The organism is Roseococcus sp., assembly GCF_965227005.1.
Taxonomy (GTDB): Bacteria; Pseudomonadota; Alphaproteobacteria; order Acetobacterales; family Acetobacteraceae; genus Roseococcus.
The window spans coordinates 22,553-39,144 of the sequence record NZ_CBDDFJ010000035.1 but is presented as its reverse complement, the minus strand read 5'-3'; the positions used below and the strand labels follow the sequence as shown (position 1 = coordinate 39,144).

The 16,592-nt window shown below is 70.9% G+C and carries 14 protein-coding genes; 3 read left to right on the top strand and 11 right to left on the bottom strand.

The window, feature by feature from the left end; genetic code table 11:
- Positions 1 to 76: 76 nt before the first annotated feature.
- From rodA to ACO057_RS17120, 9 genes are all read right to left on the bottom strand, one after another.
- Positions 77 to 1,234: a rod shape-determining protein RodA gene (gene rodA / locus ACO057_RS17160; protein ID WP_421993825.1), complete on the bottom strand. Its 1,158-nt coding sequence runs from the start codon at positions 1,232 to 1,234 to the stop codon at positions 77 to 79.
- Between the two features lie 105 nt (positions 1,235 to 1,339).
- The gene (gene mrdA / locus ACO057_RS17155; RefSeq protein ID WP_421993877.1) at positions 1,340 to 3,214 is read right to left on the bottom strand and encodes a penicillin-binding protein 2; all 1,875 of its coding nucleotides are present in this window, start codon (positions 3,212 to 3,214) and stop codon (positions 1,340 to 1,342) included.
- Positions 3,215 to 3,270: 56 nt separating this feature from the next.
- Entirely contained in the window at positions 3,271 to 3,810 is a 540-nt protein-coding gene (locus ACO057_RS17150) for a rod shape-determining protein MreD (RefSeq protein ID WP_421993824.1), read from the bottom strand.
- 4 nt (positions 3,811 to 3,814) lie between these two features.
- Entirely contained in the window at positions 3,815 to 4,684 is an 870-nt protein-coding gene (gene mreC / locus ACO057_RS17145; RefSeq protein ID WP_421993823.1) for a rod shape-determining protein MreC, read from the bottom strand.
- A 48-nt stretch (positions 4,685 to 4,732) separates the two neighbouring features.
- The gene (locus ACO057_RS17140; RefSeq protein ID WP_421993822.1) at positions 4,733 to 5,776 is read right to left on the bottom strand and encodes a rod shape-determining protein; all 1,044 of its coding nucleotides are present in this window, start codon (positions 5,774 to 5,776) and stop codon (positions 4,733 to 4,735) included.
- Positions 5,777 to 6,017: 241 nt separating this feature from the next.
- Positions 6,018 to 7,997 (bottom strand): protein kinase domain-containing protein, encoded by a 1,980-nt coding sequence (locus ACO057_RS17135; protein ID WP_421993821.1) that lies wholly within the window; start codon positions 7,995 to 7,997, stop codon positions 6,018 to 6,020.
- A 62-nt stretch (positions 7,998 to 8,059) separates the two neighbouring features.
- The gene (locus ACO057_RS17130) at positions 8,060 to 8,653 is read right to left on the bottom strand and encodes a hypothetical protein (RefSeq protein WP_421993820.1); all 594 of its coding nucleotides are present in this window, start codon (positions 8,651 to 8,653) and stop codon (positions 8,060 to 8,062) included.
- A 54-nt stretch (positions 8,654 to 8,707) separates the two neighbouring features.
- The gene (locus tag ACO057_RS17125) at positions 8,708 to 10,069 is read right to left on the bottom strand and encodes a serine/threonine-protein kinase (RefSeq protein WP_421993819.1); all 1,362 of its coding nucleotides are present in this window, start codon (positions 10,067 to 10,069) and stop codon (positions 8,708 to 8,710) included.
- A gap of 4 nt (positions 10,070 to 10,073) precedes the next feature.
- Entirely contained in the window at positions 10,074 to 10,949 is an 876-nt protein-coding gene (locus ACO057_RS17120) for a c-type heme family protein (protein WP_421993818.1), read from the bottom strand.
- Positions 10,950 to 11,085: 136 nt separating this feature from the next.
- On the opposite strand from ACO057_RS17120, the gene ACO057_RS17115 reads away from it, so the two are divergent.
- Positions 11,086 to 11,943, top strand: coding sequence for a hypothetical protein (locus ACO057_RS17115; protein WP_421993817.1), 858 nt, complete (start codon positions 11,086 to 11,088; stop codon positions 11,941 to 11,943).
- A 79-nt stretch (positions 11,944 to 12,022) separates the two neighbouring features.
- Here ACO057_RS17115 and ACO057_RS17110 read toward each other — a convergent pair whose 3' ends face one another.
- Positions 12,023 to 12,895 (bottom strand): endonuclease/exonuclease/phosphatase family protein, encoded by an 873-nt coding sequence (locus ACO057_RS17110; RefSeq protein ID WP_421993816.1) that lies wholly within the window; start codon positions 12,893 to 12,895, stop codon positions 12,023 to 12,025.
- 263 nt (positions 12,896 to 13,158) lie between these two features.
- On the opposite strand from ACO057_RS17110, the gene ACO057_RS17105 reads away from it, so the two are divergent.
- Positions 13,159 to 14,517, top strand: coding sequence for an LLM class flavin-dependent oxidoreductase (locus ACO057_RS17105; protein WP_421993815.1), 1,359 nt, complete (start codon positions 13,159 to 13,161; stop codon positions 14,515 to 14,517).
- A gap of 17 nt (positions 14,518 to 14,534) precedes the next feature.
- Positions 14,535 to 15,503 carry a Bug family tripartite tricarboxylate transporter substrate binding protein gene (locus ACO057_RS17100; protein WP_421993814.1) on the top strand — a complete coding sequence of 323 codons (969 nt, stop codon included), beginning with the start codon at positions 14,535 to 14,537 and terminating at the stop codon, positions 15,501 to 15,503.
- A gap of 42 nt (positions 15,504 to 15,545) precedes the next feature.
- Here the strand turns inward: ACO057_RS17100 and ACO057_RS17095 are convergent, their stop codons facing one another.
- Positions 15,546 to 16,511 (bottom strand): Bug family tripartite tricarboxylate transporter substrate binding protein, encoded by a 966-nt coding sequence (locus ACO057_RS17095; RefSeq protein WP_421993813.1) that lies wholly within the window; start codon positions 16,509 to 16,511, stop codon positions 15,546 to 15,548.
- Positions 16,512 to 16,592: the final 81 nt, after the last annotated feature.

Here is a 16,592-nt window from a genome sequence, read left to right as displayed (position 1 = left end):
GCGGCCTCTCGCGGGCCTGGCGTCATTTGACGCGAGGCCCGACGGCTTGGAAAGACGGGTTGGAAAGACGGTGGGCTCAGTCGCGCGCGGCCCCGAACTCGGCATCGCGATGCACCCAGGCGCTGATGAGCAGCCCGAAGCCCAGCATGGTGGTGAGCATGGCCGAGCCGCCGTGGCTGATCAGCGGCAGCGGCACGCCGCCCACGGGGATGCTGCCCGTCACCATCGCCACGTTCACGAAGACATAAAGGAAGTAGTTCGTCCCGAGTCCGATCGCGAGGAGCCGGCCGAACTGGTGCTTGCAGCGCAGCGCCACCAGGAAGCAGAAGCCCACCACCAGCATCAGCAGCACCAGCGTGCCCATGGCGCCGACGAGGCCGAATTCCTCGGCGATCATGGTGAAGATGAAGTCCGTCTGCTTCTCCGGCAGGAAGTTCAGGTGGCCCTGCGTGCCCTGCAGGAAGCCCTTGCCCCAGAGCCCGCCCGAGCCCAGCGCGATCTTGGACTGGATGATGTTGTAGCCGGCGCCGAGCGGGTCGGATTCCGGATCGAGGAAGGTCGTGATGCGGGCGCGCTGATAGTCGCGCAGGTTCTCGTAGACGATGGGCACCGCCGCCACCCCCGCAGCGATGATCGCCGCGAACTTCCACCAGCGCACGCCCGCCGCCCAGAACATCGCCCCGCCCAGCATGGCCGTGATGAGCGAGGTGCCGAGGTTCGGCTGCTTGAAGATCAGCCCGACGGGGACGATCACCAGGATCGCCGGGATCACCAGGAACAGGGGATTGCCCACCCGCTCCCAGCTCGCCCGGTGGAACCAGGCGGCCAGGGTCAGCACCAGGACGATCTTCATCAGCTCCGAGGGCTGGAGCTGCAGCGGGCCGAGGTCGATCCAGCGCTGCGCGCCCTTCCCCACCTCGCCGTGCAGCGCGACCATGACCAGCAGGCCGATGCCCACCACATAGGCGAGGGGCGCGGCCCGCGCGATCAACCGGATGTCCACGAAGCCGATGCACAGCATCATCACTAGGCAGAAGCCGAAGCGCAGCGCGTGCTTGGTGGCGTAGAGGTCCGGATTGCCGCCGCCGGCCGAATAGAGTGCGACATAGCCCACCGCCGCGACGGCGCTGAGCAGCAACACGAAGATCCAGGGGATCTGCCAGAGCTTCTGCAGGATTCCCGACCCGCGATCGCGGGTGAGCAGGCGTTTTTCGAAAACGGTCGAGCCGGACATGTTCTTAGGCCCTCAGACGGCGGGCGCCGGCTCCGCCGGCTTGCCTTCGCCGCGCGGCGGTTGGGCGGCGCCGGGCGCCTTGCGACCGGTCGGCGTTCACGGGCGTCACGTCCCGCGCACCACGTCGGCGACCCGCTGGCCTGGCTGGGAAGGGGCCACGCGGAAGCGGTTGAAGGTCTCGAACATCGCATCGCGGGCCAGGGGCGCCGCGGCCGCCGAGCCGGAGGTGCCGTGCTCCACGATCACGCTCACCGCATAGAGCGGGTTGTCGTGCGGCGCGAAGCCGACGAAGAGCGCGTGCGGCCGGTATTCCCGCGGCAGGCTCTCCACGCGGAAGCCGCGCTCGCGCTGCTCGCGCGAGACGCGGCGCACCTGGGTGGTGCCCGTCTTGCCCGACATCTGGCCGAAGCCGCCCGGAAGCCTGGCGATCGCCGCCGTGCCGCCGGCCTCGTTCACCACCGCCCACATGGCGTCGCGCACCAGGCGTATGTCCCGGTCGGCGACGCCCATGGCGGGCCAGTCGTCCGGCCGCCCGCCGCGCGCCGGCCGCCCGCCGATGCTGCGTGTCAGATGCGGCTGCACCGCCCGGCCCGTCGCCAGCCGCGCGGTCATCGTCGCGAGGCTCAGCGGCGTGAGCTGGTAGAAGCCCTGGCCGATGCCATGCACCACCGTGTCGCCCAGCGCCCAGCCGCGGCCCTGCGCCTCGCGCCATTCGCGCGTGGGCATCAGCCCGCGCCTTGCGCCCGGCAGCTCGATGTCGAGGTCCACGCCCATGCCGAAGCGCCGCCCCATGGCGGCGATCCGGTTGATGCCCAGGCGCTTGGCCAGCTCATAGAAATAGACGTCACAGCTCAGCTTGATGCCGGTGCGCATGTCCATCCCGCCATGGCCGGAACGGTTCCAGCAGTGGAAGCGGCTCTCGCCCAGGTCGAAATGCCCAGGGCAGTAGATTCGCTCGCCCGGCCCGATCACCCGTGCCTCCAGCCCGGCCAGGGCCACCACCATCTTGAAGGTGGAGCCAGGCGCGTAAAGCCCGTTGGTCGCCTTGTTGATGAGCGGCGTCGCGCGATTGGAGGTGAGCTGGCGCCACTGCGCATTGCTCACGCCGGCATTGAAGACGTTGGGGTCGAAGCTCGGCTGGCTCGCCATGGCCAGCACCTCGCCGTTGCGCGCGTTCATCACGACGATCGAGGTGCCCTCCTCGATCTTGCCGCGGATGGTCTTCTGCAGCTCGGTGTCGACGCTGATCTCGATGTCCTGGCCCGGCTGGCCCTCGCGGCGGTCGAGCTCGCGGATGATGCGCCCGACGGCGTTCACCTCCAGCTGCACCGCGCCCGCGCGGCCGCGCATGGCGAGGTCGTGATGGCGCTCGATCCCCGCGCGCCCCACCCGGATGCCGGGCAGCTGCAGCAGCGGATCGCCGTCCATGTCGCGCTCGGCGGGCGGGGCGACATAGCCCACGATATGGGCGAGGTGCTCCGCCTCGGGATAGATGCGCGTGGTGCCGACATCGATGAGGATGCCCGGCAGGTCCGGCGCATTGACCTCGATGCGCGCCATCTCCTCCCAGGCCAGGAACTCGCGCACGATGACGGGCACGAAGCGGCGGCGGCGGCGCATCTCGCGCTCGATGCGGGCGCGCTCGTGATCGGCGAGCGGGACGATGCGGTTGAAGGTCTCCAGCGTGGCGCCGACGTCGGAGGTCTGCTCGGCGACCAGCAAAGCGCGCCAATTCAGCCGGTTGCCGGCGACCACCGTGCCGTTGCGGTCCAGCACGCGCCCGCGCGGAGGCGAGAGCAGGCGCGCCGAGAGCCGGTTCTCCTCGGCCAGCGTCGCATAGCGCTCGCCCTGCTCGACCTGCAGCTTGTGCAGCCGGAAGCCCAGGAAGCCGAAGAGGCCGAGCTGACTGCCGGCCAGCAGCAGGGCGCGGCGGGTGAAGACGGAGCGGCGCTGCTCCTCCTCGCGCTTGACGCCGCGCATGGTGAAATTGGCAATGCCGCCCTTCTCGCGCCGCAGCTGGAGGATCTTGGGGAGTTTCACAGGGCCAGCTCCGCCCGGCGCATGGCCGTGTGCAGCCGGGTCAGCGCCCAGGCGAACATGGGATAGAGCCCGACCGAGACGCCGAACTGCGTGATGCCGGGCGTCATCGGCGGCAGGTGCCAGCCGAGCACGGCCTCCAGCCCCCAGCCGAGCGCGGCCGCGCCGGCGGCGAAGGCGCAGAAGATCAACCAGGCCGCGAGGAAGGACTGCCGCACCAGCACGTCGCGCCAGCGCAGCGCCACCCCATGCACGACGAGCAGGGTCAGGATGCCACCGCCGAGCGGGGCGAAGGACAGCAGATCCTGCAGAAGGCCAAGGAGGAACACCACGGGCGCGGGCATGGCAGCCGGCCGGAAGATCGTCCAGAAGAATATGCCCGGCAGGGCCAGCGCCGCGATCAACCCTGGTACGCCCACGGGGACGGCCGCCAGGATGATGAGGAAGCCCGTGAAGACGGCGGGGAAGCCCGCGCGTGCGCCGGCATCCAGCCGCCGAAGCAGGCCCATCGGCGGTTCGGGCCGACCCTTGATGTGCATGCCGTCAGCGCCGACCGGAAGCTCGCGGCTCGGGCCGCGCCACGGCCTCGGGCGGCAGGATGCCGGACAGGCCGAAGTCGAAGAGGCGCAGCACGTCGAGCCGATCCAGCTGAGCGAAGAGCTCCACCTCGGCGGCGCCGCTCTCGCTCCAGCGGACCACGCCGACCGGCAGGCCCGCCGGGAAGGCGCCGGCCTGGGCGCTGGTCACCACGCGGTCGCCCTCGCGCGGCGTCGTGCCCTCGGGCCAATGCTGCAGCCGCGGGCGGGCCATGTTGCTGCCGACCATGATCGCGCGGGCGCGGCTGCCCTCCAGCGTCACGGGGATGCGGCTGTTGATGTCGGTGGCGAGCAGCACGCGGGCGGAGCGGCTGCCCACCTCGGTCACGCGCCCGGCGAAGCCGCGCTCATCCAGCGCCACCTGGCCCTTGCGGATATTGTGCTGCGGCCCGGCGGCCAGCAGTACGGCGCGGGCATAGGTGCCGCCGGCATCGGCGACGACGCGGGCCGTGCGGAATTGCGGCGCGGGCTCGGGCACCCAGGAGAGTTGGCGGCGCAGCAGGGCGTTCTCGGCCTCAAGCGCCAGGGCCGTCGCCTGCCAACGGCGCAGGCGCTCATTCTCCTCGACGAGGCGGCTGTTCTCGGCACGGATGTTCCACAGCGTCTGTGCCTCGGAGAGCGCGTCGCGCACGGCAGAGACCGGCTGCTGCACGGCGCCCCAGATGGGCGAGAGCGCGTCGGCGATGCCCATCCGGGCGCGCTCGATCAGCAAGGCATCAGCCTTGCCGAGCAGCATGGCGCCGAAGGCGGCCGCGATCAGCACCGGCAATGACAGCCGGGCGAGAGCCTGACGCAGCGGGATACTGAGACGGATCATCGGCACTCCACCCCGAGGGGGGTAATCCGGGCTTCAGTCAGTTCGCCATCAATACATCGAAGTGAGGACCTGGCGAAGCCGTTTGATCTCCTCCAGGGCCCGGCCCGTGCCGAGTGCGACGCAGTTCAACGGCTCTTCTGCCACGACAACGGGCAGGCCTGTCGCATCGCGCAGCACTTCGTCCAGACGGTGGAGCAGCGCGCCGCCGCCCGTCAGGACGATTCCCTTGTCCACTATATCGGCGGCCAGCTCCGGCGGCGTGTTCTCGAGCGCGACCTTCACCGCGTCCACGATCTGCGTGACCGGCTCCATCAGCGACATCGCGATCTCGCGCTGGCTGACGACGACCTCGCGCGGGACGCCGTTCATCAGGTCGCGGCCCTTCACTTCCATGAGCGGACCGTCCTCGCTGTCATAGGGCGGCGAGGCGGCGCCGATGCCCATCTTGATGCGCTCGGCCGAGCTCTCGCCGATCAGCAGGTTATGGGTGCGGCGGATGTAGCTGATCACCGCCTCGTCCATCTTGTCGCCACCGACGCGCACCGAGCGGGCATAGACGATGCCGCCGAGCGAGATCACGGCGACCTCGGTGGTGCCGCCGCCGATGTCCACGACCATCGAGCCGGAGGGCTCGGTCACCGGCAGGCCGGCGCCGATCGCGGCGGCCATGGGCTCCTCGATGAGGAGCACCTTGCGCGCCCCCGCGCTCTCGGCGCTCTCCTGGATCGCGCGGCGCTCGACGGCGGTGGAGCCGGAGGGCACGCAGACGATGATCATCGGCGAAGTGAAGCTGCGGCGGTTATGCACCTTGCGGATGAAATGCTTGATCATTTCCTCCGCCACTTCGAAATCGGCGATCACGCCGTCGCGCAACGGACGAATGGCGGCGATGTTGCCGGGCGTGCGGCCGAGCATCTGCTTGGCCTCCTCGCCGACGGCGAGAACCTGCTTGCGGCCGCGATTGTCGGAAATGGCGACGACGGAAGGCTCGTTCAGCACAATGCCCCGGCCCTTCACGTAAACCAGCGTGTTGGCGGTACCGAGGTCAATGGCCATGTCGGCGGAGAGGAAGCCGAACAGGCGTGAGAACATGCGGGAAGGCCTTCCGGGGCAGTGTGGGACGACCGTGGCGTAGCCGCAGAAGCCAGCGGGGGCAAGCCGTTCGCGCGTCCAGACAGATGGACGAAAATACGCAAAGGCGCCGCCGTCCCACGTTTTCCTTTACCGCCAGATGGGTAGCCCCGACGACGGGGCGGGCGGCCTGGCCGAGAGATCGTGCCGGGCGGCCTGAAGCCCGTCGGCAAAACGGCAATCCGGGGCGGATCGCGCCGGATCAGCGCGCCGCCGTCTCGATGACGAAGGGCCGGATCTGCACGCGCCGGTTCTGCTCGCGCGCCTGGCGCAGCGCATCGGCCAGCGCCGCCAGATAGCTCTCCTGCTTCTCCACCTCCGGGCGCGCGGCCGGGAAGAGCGGGCCTTCGCTGACGATCGCCACCAGCAGATCGGTGCCGAAGGGCTCGCTGACCTCCCAGCCCGGGAAGCCCGCCCTGGGCTCGCCCAGGCGGACCGTGGCATTGGCTGGATGCGGGGCCGAGGGCACCAGATGCGCGACCTCGCCCGAGCTCATGAAATAGGCGACGTAGAGATTGCCTGCCCAGTCCGGCATGGTGACGTCGAAGCGCAGGAGCTGGCCGTTGACCAGCGGCAGATTGCCGACAGGGCGCACGTTCGGCCCCGTGTCCAGCGCGGCGAGATAGGGCCGCAGCACATCCGTGGCCGGGCAATAGGGTCCGTCGAAGCCCTGCACCGACATGCGGGCCGAGGCGAGCGGGATGTCGCGCGCGGCGAGCGCCCGGCGCAGCGCGCTGTCCTCACCCCGACGCAGCACGCCCTGCAGGGTCAGCGCATCATCCGTGGCGGAAGCGGCGATCAGCCCGCAGGCCGGCGCGGCCGCCGCCGCGCGGGCGGCGGCGCGGAAATCGAGCGCGGGACGCGGCGCGAGGGCCAGCTGCTGGGGCGGCGTCGGCCGGTCGGGGGCCGGCAGGGGCGCCGAGGGGAAGGTGCCGGCATTGCCCTGCCCCGACGGCGTCGGCGGCACCGGCGTGGGCGCGACGAGGACGGGCGCCGGAACGGCAGGGGCGGGCTGCAGCGCCACGGGATCCGCCGGGCGCAGCGCCGGCGTCGTGGGCGGCGGCGCGACCGGCGCGGAAGGCGTGACCGCGACCGGCGCGGAGGGCGTGACCGCGGGCGGCTGCGGGACCGCCGGGGCCAGCGCGATCACCGCCGGCGCCGGGGCCGGCGTGGGCGCCGTGCCGCCGAGGAACATGAAGGCTGCCGCTCCGGCCACCAGCGCGGCCGCGACGCCGCCGCCGATGAGCATCACCGGCGGGCCGGACTTCGCCTTGGCCGGCGGCGCGACGGGCGCGGGGGCGGCGGGACGCATCGTGGCGGAGACCACCGTCGCATCGGCATCGGCCATGGGCAGCGGGGCCGCCGCCGGTCCGGCCAGTGCCGCGCGGATCGCCTCGGCGAAGGCGGCGGCGGAAGCGAAACGGTCCTCCGGGCGCTTGGCCAAGGCCTTGGAGATCACCGCATCGAAAGCGCGCGGCGCGGTGACGGAGAGAATGGAGGGCGCCGTCGGCTCGGTGTGGATCGCCTTGTGCTGGACGGCGGTGATATTGCCGTCGAAGGGCTTCATGCCGGTCAACAGCTGGTAGAGCAGCACGCCGGAGGCCCAGATATCCGCCCGCGCATCCACCGGCTCGCCGCGGAGTTGCTCGGGCGCCATATAGGCCACGGTGCCCATGATGGTGCCGACCTGCGTCATCGAGGAGTTCTCGATGCGGGCGATGCCGAAATCGGCGATCTTCACCGTCCCGTCCGCCGTCAGCATGATATTGGCCGGCTTGATGTCCCGGTGCACCACGCCGCGCTTGTGGCTGTAGTCGAGCCCGGCGAGGATCTGCTCCATCACCCGCCCGATCTCGGGCGGCGCGAAGCGTTCCTCGCGGTCGATCACCTGCTTGAGCGTGCCGCCCTCGACCAGCTCCATGGCGATCCAGGCATTGGCGTCGTCCTCGCCGTAGTCATAGACGGCGACGATATTGGGATGGTTGAGCCGGCCGGCGGCCTGGGCCTCGCGCTTGAAGCGGGCGAGGGATTCCTGCCCTTCCACGTCGCCGGCGGCGGGCTTGGGGATCACCTTGAGGGCGGCGCGGCGCTCGATCACGACGTCGAAGGCATCGAGCACGGTGCCCATGGCCCCCGCGCCGAGCCGACCGCGAATCTCGTACTTGCCGACCTGTTCCGCCATGAATCGCGCCGCCCCCTGAAGCGGCATAGACTAGCGCCGAAGGTCCCGCTTGCCAGCAGGCATTATCGGCCCGGCTCGTCGCGGCCCATATCGGTATCGGTGAACTGCCCGGCCAGCAGCATTGTCGCCCCGAAGCTCTCGCGGCGGGCGGCATGGGCGGAGAGGAGGATGCGCAGCTCCGCCTCCTGGCGCGCCTCCGCGCGGTTGGTGGGCGCCGCGCGGGCGGCCCGCGCGGCGGGGCCGGCGACGACGGCCGCGTCCGCGGCGGCCATCCGCTCGGACACCAGCAGCGCGGCCTCGATCTCCTCGCGCAGCTGGGCGCGGATGCGCGCGATACGGACCGCCGCCGTCACCCGCCAGGTGCGGCCGGCCAATTGGTCCTCGCGCACCTCCCCGGCCTCGGCGGATCGGCATTCGAAGAGCTGGGTGGCCGCTTCCTGGGAGAGCATCAGATGGAGGTTGGCCGTGCGCGCCGCGACGATCATTCCCGCGCGGCCTGGCGGCTCGCCGGTCCAGGCCAGCCCACTCGCCGCCATCTGCCGGCCGAGCACGCCGGCGATGGCGGCGCAGCCCTCCGAGGACGGCGCCGCGCCGGACGCGCAGGCGGAAAGGCCGAGGGCCAGCAGCAGCGGCCAGGAACGGAGGGTCAGGTGCATCTCAGGCGGCGGTTGGGGCCGCCGACAAGAGCATGCGCCGGCAGGCGCCGCAAATTACGATCGGAACAGCCCGGCGAGCTTGCGCCGCAGCTCCGGCGCTTCCTGGGCCGTGGCATGGCCGCAAAGCAGGTCGATAAAGCCCGCCGCATCCTGACTGCGCGCCGCCGCCTTCTGCACCAGGATCTTGGCAAGCGGCCCCACCACGAAAGCGAGCGCCTCGGTCGCGGCCTCGCGGCTCCCGGGGGGAAATTCGAAGGGATGTCCCGCGCCGAGCGTCGGCGTCAGGGTGGGCGGGCGGGTCGCGGTCGGGGCGGGCTCGGCGGCGGCGCCATGCAGCTTGAGGAAGGCCACGCGCTCCTCGGGGGATTCGATCATCGCCGCGCAGGCGCGCAGCAGCTCGTCCTCGCTGGCCGAGCCGGAGACGGCGCGGCGCAGCAGCGTGACCGCCAGGGGCCCAAGCCGGCTCGTGAGATCCGCGCGCAGCCGCTCCACCAGCCGCGGGTCGAAGGCGGTGGTCGGCGGCGCGGCGGGCGCCAGAACGCGCGTGGCTTCCTCATGGTCCTCGGGGGCCGGCAGCACGCCGCCGGCCAGCGCCGTGCGCAGCGCCCCGGCGAAGTCCTCGGCCGAGGCGAAGCGCAGGTCGCGATCCTTGGCGAGGCCGCGCGCCAGCACCGCGCCCAGGGAGGTGCCGGCCAGGGCGCCGAGATCGGCGGGCTCGGGCGCGGTCAGGCGCAGCAGGGTCTCGGCCAGGCTGGGGGCCGCGAAGGGCGGCTTGCCGAGCAGGATCTCGTAGAGCACCGCGGCCGCGGCGAAGAGGTCGATCCGATGGTCGACCGCGTGCCCCATGGCCTGCTCGGGCGCCATGTAGGAGGGCGTGCCGACCACGCCGCCCGCCGCCGTCAGCGCCGAGAGCCCGAGCCGCGCGATGCCGAAATCGGCGATCTTGGGCTGGCCCTGCGGCGTCACCATGATGTTGCCGGGCTTGATGTCGCGATGGACCACGCCCAGCGCATGCGCCGCCCCCAGCCCGTCCAGCACCTGGAGCATGGCCCGTGTCAGCAGCGGGACGGCGGCGGCGCGGGCCACCGGATCGCCCCGTAGGATGGAGGAGAGCGCGCGGCCCTGCACGAACTCCATCACGATATAAGGTGGGTCGGCGTCGTCGGCGAAGTCGTAGACGGCGACGATGGAGGGATGGGCGCAGCGGCCCGCCGCGCGGACCTCGGTGCGGAAGCGCTCGAGGAATTCCGGACGGTCCTCGGGCTCCAGCAGGTCGGCGCGGATGGTCTTCACCGCGACGGTGCGGTCGATCAGCGGGTCATGCGCCTTGTAGACCCGGCCCATGGCGCCTGCGCCGAGAACCTCCTGCGCCTCGTACCGTCCGAAGCGGACGGGCGGCGCGGCATTGTCGCTCATGCGCTCAGCCGTCCAGCATCTTCACGGCCTGGTCCAGGCTGCGGCGCATGCGGGTGAAGGCCCGGCCGAGCTCGGAGATCTCGTCCTTGCCCGCCGCCTCGAAGGTATCGGACTCGGTGGACTGGCCGAGGCTGACCGCCGTCGCCGCGCGCGACATGCGCGTGACCGGCCGGATCACGACCAGGTGCAGCAGCGCGTTCAGCACCAGCATCATGGCGAGGAAGGTGCCGAAGAGGATGGCCATGGCGCTGTGCAGGTTCCGCCGGGCATTGCCGAGAGCGAGGTTCATCGGCACCGAGACCAGCTGCGCGCCGATCGTCTCGTTCATCCGCCAGCCGAAGCCGTTCGCCGCGCCATAGACCTGCACCATGCGCGGCGGCGCGGCCTCGGGGGTGGAATGGCAGGTGAGGCAGGCCTCGTCGCGGATGGTGATGGGGCGCGAGAGGGTCAGCACGCGCCCGTTGGGCGTCTCGCGCTCGCCGATGGCCTCGAGCATGCGCGGGTTGTTGCGGAAGCCATTGATGAAATCCGCCTCCCAGTCGAGCGCCCGGTCGTTCAGGTTGGTCGGGTTCAGCGCGGCTTCCTTGTAGGTGTAGTCCGGAAGCTCGTTGCGCATGGTCCGCAGGTTGGTCTGGGCCGCGTAGGAAGGCACGGTCAGCGGCGCGATCCAGCCGGGATTGTTGCGCGTGACCACCGGAACCACGTCGCGCACCGTGTACTCGCGCACGGCGTTCGCGGCGCTCAGCATGACGCGGGCGTTCTGCAGGACCTCGTTCCGGGCCGTTGTGACGAACTGTCGGTCGAGGAAGACCCAGGCCGAGGCGAATGCCAGGGCGAAGACCGCCAGAAGTCCGAGGTTGAATTTCGTGCGGATGCTCATGGGACAGGATCATGTCGTTCTGGACGATCCGCGCAAGAGCGGAGAATTCGTCGTACCCCGCAACGCCCGGGCCCGCTCTTTACTCGACTTTGCGTGAGCATGGTCTAGCATGTTTCGTGAAGATTGAGGTTTCGACATGTCGTTTGCCGCCTTCCCTCTCCGCGCCGTCGCCCTGGCCGGATCGCTCGGCCTCCTGGCCGCCTGCGTCCCGCCCCCTGGGCCGACGGGCTCGAGCCAGGTCGTGATCGACCCCGCCGATTCCTGCGGCCCCCAGGTCGTGGTCTTCGTCTCCGCCGGCGATCTCTTCGGCGAGCCGCCGCGCCGCGCGGCGCCCCCCACCGCCGCGGAGCTGGAGGCCGAGCTGGCGCGTGAGAACGTGGCCCTCGAACGCCTGCAGATCTCCTTCGACGCCCTGCTCTATTGCCGCTGGACCGAGGTGCGGGTCATCCGCTCCGAGGCGGAAGCGGGCACGATCCCCCCCGCCGAGGGCGCGCGCAGGCTCGCCGCCGCCGAGGGCCGCCTGCGCCGCGACGTGTCCCAGGGCGGGCAGATCCGCGACAACATCACCGCCCGCAGCGCCCGCATCGAGGCGGCGGTGGAGCGTGTCTCGCCCGGTACCCGCGCCGCCGTCGCGGCGGCCCGCGCCACCTCCACGGCGCTCCCGCGCGCGGTCGCCTCGGCCCCGCTCGTCCTGCGGCTGCGGCCCGACAACGTCTCGCCGATCGTGGCGCGGCTGCCGGCGGGCGCCCAGGCGACCCTGCGCCCCGGCGCCGGGGGCTTCTCCTTCGCCGATGCCGGGCCGCAGGCGCGCGGCTATGGCCCAAGCTCGGCCTTCACCGTGGTGCCGCAGGTCCAGGTGACGAGCGGCGCGCCGGGGACGGACCGGCTGCGCACCCTGGCCGCGACCAACATCGCCCGGCGCGAGAGCTTCTCGCAGAGCATCGCCCTGGCCGATCGCTCGAACCTCCAGCAGCGCTTCGAACCGGCGAGCTGACTTCGGCTGATTGGGTGGAAATGCTCGAAAAGCAACAGGCCAGAGCCTTCGAAGTAAGCCTGTTCGATCGGGAAAAGCTCTAGGCGGCTCTCGCCGCCTGCTGCGCGGCCGCGAGATCGATCCGCGCCTTCAGCGGCAGATGGTCCGAGGCCAGGCGCGCCAGCGGCGTGCTGTGTGCCTCCACGCTCGAGACGATGCCCTGCGGCGTGCCCAGGATCCGGTCCAGCGCCAGGAAGGGCAGCCGCGAGGGAAAGCTCGGCGCGCCGCCGATCAGCGGGCCGAAGACCTGCTCCAGCGCGATCAGCGAGGAGGGCACGCCCGGCCGCCACTCGTTGAGGTCGCCCATCAGCAGCGTCGGCATCGGGGTATGGGCGCTGCGGTCGCCCTCGGCGATGGCCGCCAGGAGCCGCGCCGCCTGCATGGCGCGGTGGCGGCGCATGAGGCCGAGATGCGTCGCGATGACGCGGATGCGCCCCGCGGGCAGCATGAGCTCGGCGATCAGCGCGCCGCGCGGCTCGGCGCCGGGCAGGTCGATCCGGCGCAGGCGCAACAGGCGGCCCTCGCGCACCAGCAGGGCATTTCCGTGCCAGCCATGCCCGCCGGGCGTATCGGCGACCGGCAGCACGGTGAGGCCGGTGCGCTTTTCCAGCGCGGTGACATCGAAAAGCCCGGTCCGCTGGCCGAAGCGCCGGTCGGCCTCCTGAAGGGCGAGCACATCCGCGTTCAGCTCGGCGATGACACCGATGATCCGGTTGGGGTCGAACCGCTTATCCATGCCCACGCATTTATGGACGTTGTAGGACGCCGCCGTAATGCAGCCCTCGGCCTGGGCCTCCGGCAAGGGCCGGCTCGATTTTCCGCGCAGCCTCGCGAGCGCGCCCTGCAACTGGCGAAACGCGCCATGAACCTCGATCGGGAAACCGGTGCGGCGGGAACGGGGCGGAACGGACATCAGGACTTTCTTGAGGCCAGGGAATTCTCGGGCGGAACACGGGAACGACTCGTCACGAACCGCTCCCTCGTGAAAATGGTCACCCGGAGGGCCCATGCCAACCGGTCCGGAACCATAACGCCGGGCGGATGCGAGGTTTTCATCCCCCGTCCATACTGCTGTCCACACTGCGGCTGGGGCCACAGCTTCGGGCCGCCGGCCCCCTTGCGTCAGTTTCATATTCGCGACGATGTTAAGCTTATAAGCTTTTCGGACCTTTCTCCATGCCCATGATCCTCGCCGCCAACGCCAATGCCCAGGGAAGCCACGTCGGCGAATGGCGCCATCCGACCGCCTGGGACAAGCCCGCCGCCAATATCGAGAACGCCATCCGCCTGGCGCAGATCGCCGAGGCGGGGAAGATGGACCTGCTTTTCCTCGCCGACGGCAATGGCGTGCGCAACCTCGACAAGCCCGACCTTTTCGCCGCGACCTCGCCCTCCGACCGGCCCGGCGTCTTCGAGCCGGTGACGCTGCTCTCGGCGCTGTCCATGGTGACGAAGAACATCGGCCTCGTGGCGACCGCGACCACGACCTATGACGAGCCCTTCGCCGTGGCCCGGCGCTTCGCCTCGCTCGATCACCTGAGCAAGGGCCGCGCGGGCTGGAACCTCGTCACCACCTCCAATCCCGGCGACGCGTTGAACTTCTCCCATGACGAGCATGTCGGCCGCTCGGACCGCTATGAGCGCGCCGGCGAATTCGCCTCGGTCGTGAAGGGGCTGTGGGACAGCTGGGCCGACGACGCCTTCCCGCAGGACAAGGCCACCGGCCAGTATCTCGACCCCAAGAAGGTCCATGCGCTCAACCACAAGGGCCAGCACTTCTCCGTCGCCGGGCCGCTGAACGCGCCGCGCCCGCCCCAGGGCCATCCGCTGATCTTCTCGGCCGGGCAGTCCGATGCGGGCAAGGAGCTCTCCGCCTCCACGGCCGATTGCGTCTTCGCCATCGAGGGCACCATCGAGAACGCGCAGAAGCTCTACGCCGATCTGAAGGGCCGCATGGCCAAATACGGCCGCCAGCCCGACGAGATGAAGATCCTGGCCGGCACCACCATCGTGGTCGGCGAGACGGAGGCCGATGCGCTTCGCATCCTCCAGGAGCTGGAGGACCTCGTGCCCGTCGCCGTCGGGCTCGACTACCTGTCGAAAATGGTCGGCACGAAGATGTCCGCCTATCCGTTGGACGAGCCCATGCCCGCGCTGGATTCCGAGCATGTCGGCCCCACGGCCATCGGCAAGTCCATCATCGCCATGGCGCGCGCCAAGGGCCTGACGGTGCGCGAGACCTACAAGTCCGTGCTGCCGCAGATGGCCGGCAATATCTTCTGCGGCGATCCCGTCCAGGTCGCCGACAAGCTGGAGGCCTGGTATCGCGGCAAGGCCTGCGACGGCTTCATGATCGCCGCCCCCGTGGTGCCGACCGGCATGGAGCGCTTCACCCAGATGGTGATCCCCATCCTGCAGCAGCGCGGCCTGTTCCGCACCGAATACGAAGGCCGCACCCTGCGGGACAATCTCGGCCTTGCACGGCCGGAGAACCGGTTCTTCGTGCCGGCCGCCGCGCTCGAAACGACGAAGTGATTCCAGGAATGCCCCCGATGAACCTGACCCGCCGCGCCGCCCTCGGCGCCCTCGCCGCCCCGGCCCTGGCCGGCACCGCCAGCGCCCAGGCCTGGCCGAACCGGTCGATCCGCGTGATCGTGCCCTTCGCCGCCGGCGGCACCACCGACCTGATGACCCGCCTGGTGGCCGAGCGCCTCGGCGGGCCGCTCGGCCAGAATGTGGTGATCGAAAATCGCGGCGGCGCCTTCGGCATGCTGGGCGCCGATTCGGTCGCGAAGGCGCCGGCCGACGGCTACACGCTGCTGGGCGGCAGCCCGGGGCCGATGGTCGTGAACTCCTACGTCTACAAGTCCCTGCCCTATGACGCGGAGCGCGACCTCTGCGGCGTCTGCATGGTCGCCTCCGTGCCCTATGTGATGGCGGTTCCGGCCTCGCTGGGCGTCAACACCGTGCAGGAGCTGATCGCGCTGGCGCGCTCGCGCCCGGACGCCATCAACTTCGCGACCTCGGGCATGGCCTCGCGCCTGACGGTGGAGCTGTTCCGCGCGCTGGCGGGCGGCGTGCCGATGGAGATGGTGCAGTATCGCGGCGGCACGCCCGCCCGCACGGACCTCTTGGCCGGCCGCGTGCAGCTCGTCATCGAGCAGGCGCCCGCCTTCATGGAAGACTTCCGCGCCGGCACGCTCAAGGCGCTGGCCGTCGGCGGCGCGCATCGCTTCCGCCTGTTGCCCGACGTGCCGACGCTGCAGGAAGCGGGCATCGCGGGCTACGAGGCGGAAGCCTGGATGGGCTATGGCGCGCCGGCCGGCACGCCGATGGCGATCCGCCAGCGCCTTGCGGCCGAGATCGACAAGATCGTGAAGTCTCCCGAGGTGCAGGAACGCCTGATTTCCTGGGGCTCCGAGCCCGTGGGCGGCACGGTCGAGGACATGGAGCGCATCCTCGCGGCGGAGCGGCGCCGCTGGTCCGAGGTGGTGCGCATCTCGGGCATCGAGAAGGAGTAGCCCGCTCTTCCGCCGGGGGCGCCCGCCGTCGCGGGCGTTCCGTCAGAGCGCGATCTGGCTGTTGCCCAGCACCGCCTTGTAGCGGTCGATCTCCAGCGCCACGAAGTCGCGGAATTCCTGGCCGCGCCGGCTCGCCGGGATGGAGCTCCCGGCCTCCAGCACGCGCCGCATGGTGGCGGAGGCCAAGGCATCATCGGCGGCCTTCGCCGCGGCCTCCGCCAAAGCCGGCGGCAGGCCGGGGGGCGCGAAGACGCCAACCCAGCTCATCGCGTCGATCTCGCCATAGCCCTGCTCCTGAAGGGTGGTCAGCTCGGGCCAGCGCGCGATGCGCTGCAGCGTGCCGGCCGCCAGGGGGCGCAGCTTGCTTTCGCCGATGGGGCCGGCGACGGCGCTGACGCCATCGATCGTCATGCTCACGCGCGCAGCGAGCAGATCCGCCATGGCCGGCGCGCTGCCGCGATAGGGGACATGCACCATCTCGACGCCAGCCTTCTGCGCCAGCGTCGCGCAGGCGACATGGTGCACGGAGCCGATCCCCGCCGAGGAATAGGAGATGCTGCCCGGCCGCGCCCGCGCCGCGGCAATCAGTTCCTCGGTCGTGCGATACGGGGAGGAGGCCGGCACGACGAGCAGGTGCGGGTGCACCGCGATCTGCGCGATCGGCGTCAGGTCCGCCAAGGGGTCATAGGGCAGGTTGCTGAACAGCGCCGCGGCGACCGCATTCGGCGTCGAATGACCGAGCAGCAGCACGGAGCCATCGGCGGGCGCCTTGGCGACGACATCCGTCGCCAGCGTGCCGGAGGCGCCGGAGCGGTTCTCCACCACGACATTCACGCCCAGGCTGCGCGTGTACTGCTCTGCGACCGCGCGGGCGACGATGTCGCTGAAGCCGCCCGGGGCGAAGCCGACCAGCAGGCGCACATGGCGCTGCGGCCAAGCGGTCTGGGCGAGGGCGGGAGCGGTAAGCGCCGCCAGGGCGGCGGTGCCGAGGTTACGGCGAGCGATCATGGGGTTCTCCTGACGACCTCGCCCATAGCGCGGATCGCCGGGGCGCGGAATCGCCGGAGCTGCCATCTTGCGTCCCGACAA

Bases quoted from the DNA above. Each gene is read 5' to 3' on its own strand.
- ACO057_RS17130 (WP_421993820.1), bottom strand. From the start codon at position 8,653: ATGCACCTGACCCTCCGTTCCTGGCCGCTGCTGCTGGCCCTCGGCCTT.
- ACO057_RS17110 (WP_421993816.1), bottom strand. From the start codon at position 12,895: ATGTCCGTTCCGCCCCGTTCCCGCCGCACCGGTTTCCCGATCGAGGTT.
- ACO057_RS17150 (WP_421993824.1), bottom strand. From the start codon at position 3,810: ATGCACATCAAGGGTCGGCCCGAACCGCCGATGGGCCTGCTTCGGCGG.
- ACO057_RS17115 (WP_421993817.1), top strand. From the start codon at position 11,086: ATGTCGTTTGCCGCCTTCCCTCTCCGCGCCGTCGCCCTGGCCGGATCG.
- ACO057_RS17135 (WP_421993821.1), bottom strand. From the start codon at position 7,997: ATGGCGGAACAGGTCGGCAAGTACGAGATTCGCGGTCGGCTCGGCGCG.
- rodA (WP_421993825.1), bottom strand. From the start codon at position 1,234: ATGTCCGGCTCGACCGTTTTCGAAAAACGCCTGCTCACCCGCGATCGC.
- ACO057_RS17140 (WP_421993822.1), bottom strand. From the start codon at position 5,776: ATGTTCTCACGCCTGTTCGGCTTCCTCTCCGCCGACATGGCCATTGAC.
- mrdA (WP_421993877.1), bottom strand. From the start codon at position 3,214: ATGCGCGGCGTCAAGCGCGAGGAGGAGCAGCGCCGCTCCGTCTTCACC.
- ACO057_RS17100 (WP_421993814.1), top strand. From the start codon at position 14,535: ATGAACCTGACCCGCCGCGCCGCCCTCGGCGCCCTCGCCGCCCCGGCC.
- ACO057_RS17125 (WP_421993819.1), bottom strand. From the start codon at position 10,069: ATGAGCGACAATGCCGCGCCGCCCGTCCGCTTCGGACGGTACGAGGCG.
- mreC (WP_421993823.1), bottom strand. From the start codon at position 4,684: ATGATCCGTCTCAGTATCCCGCTGCGTCAGGCTCTCGCCCGGCTGTCA.
- ACO057_RS17095 (WP_421993813.1), bottom strand. From the start codon at position 16,511: ATGATCGCTCGCCGTAACCTCGGCACCGCCGCCCTGGCGGCGCTTACC.
- ACO057_RS17120 (WP_421993818.1), bottom strand. From the start codon at position 10,949: ATGAGCATCCGCACGAAATTCAACCTCGGACTTCTGGCGGTCTTCGCC.
- ACO057_RS17105 (WP_421993815.1), top strand. From the start codon at position 13,159: ATGCCCATGATCCTCGCCGCCAACGCCAATGCCCAGGGAAGCCACGTC.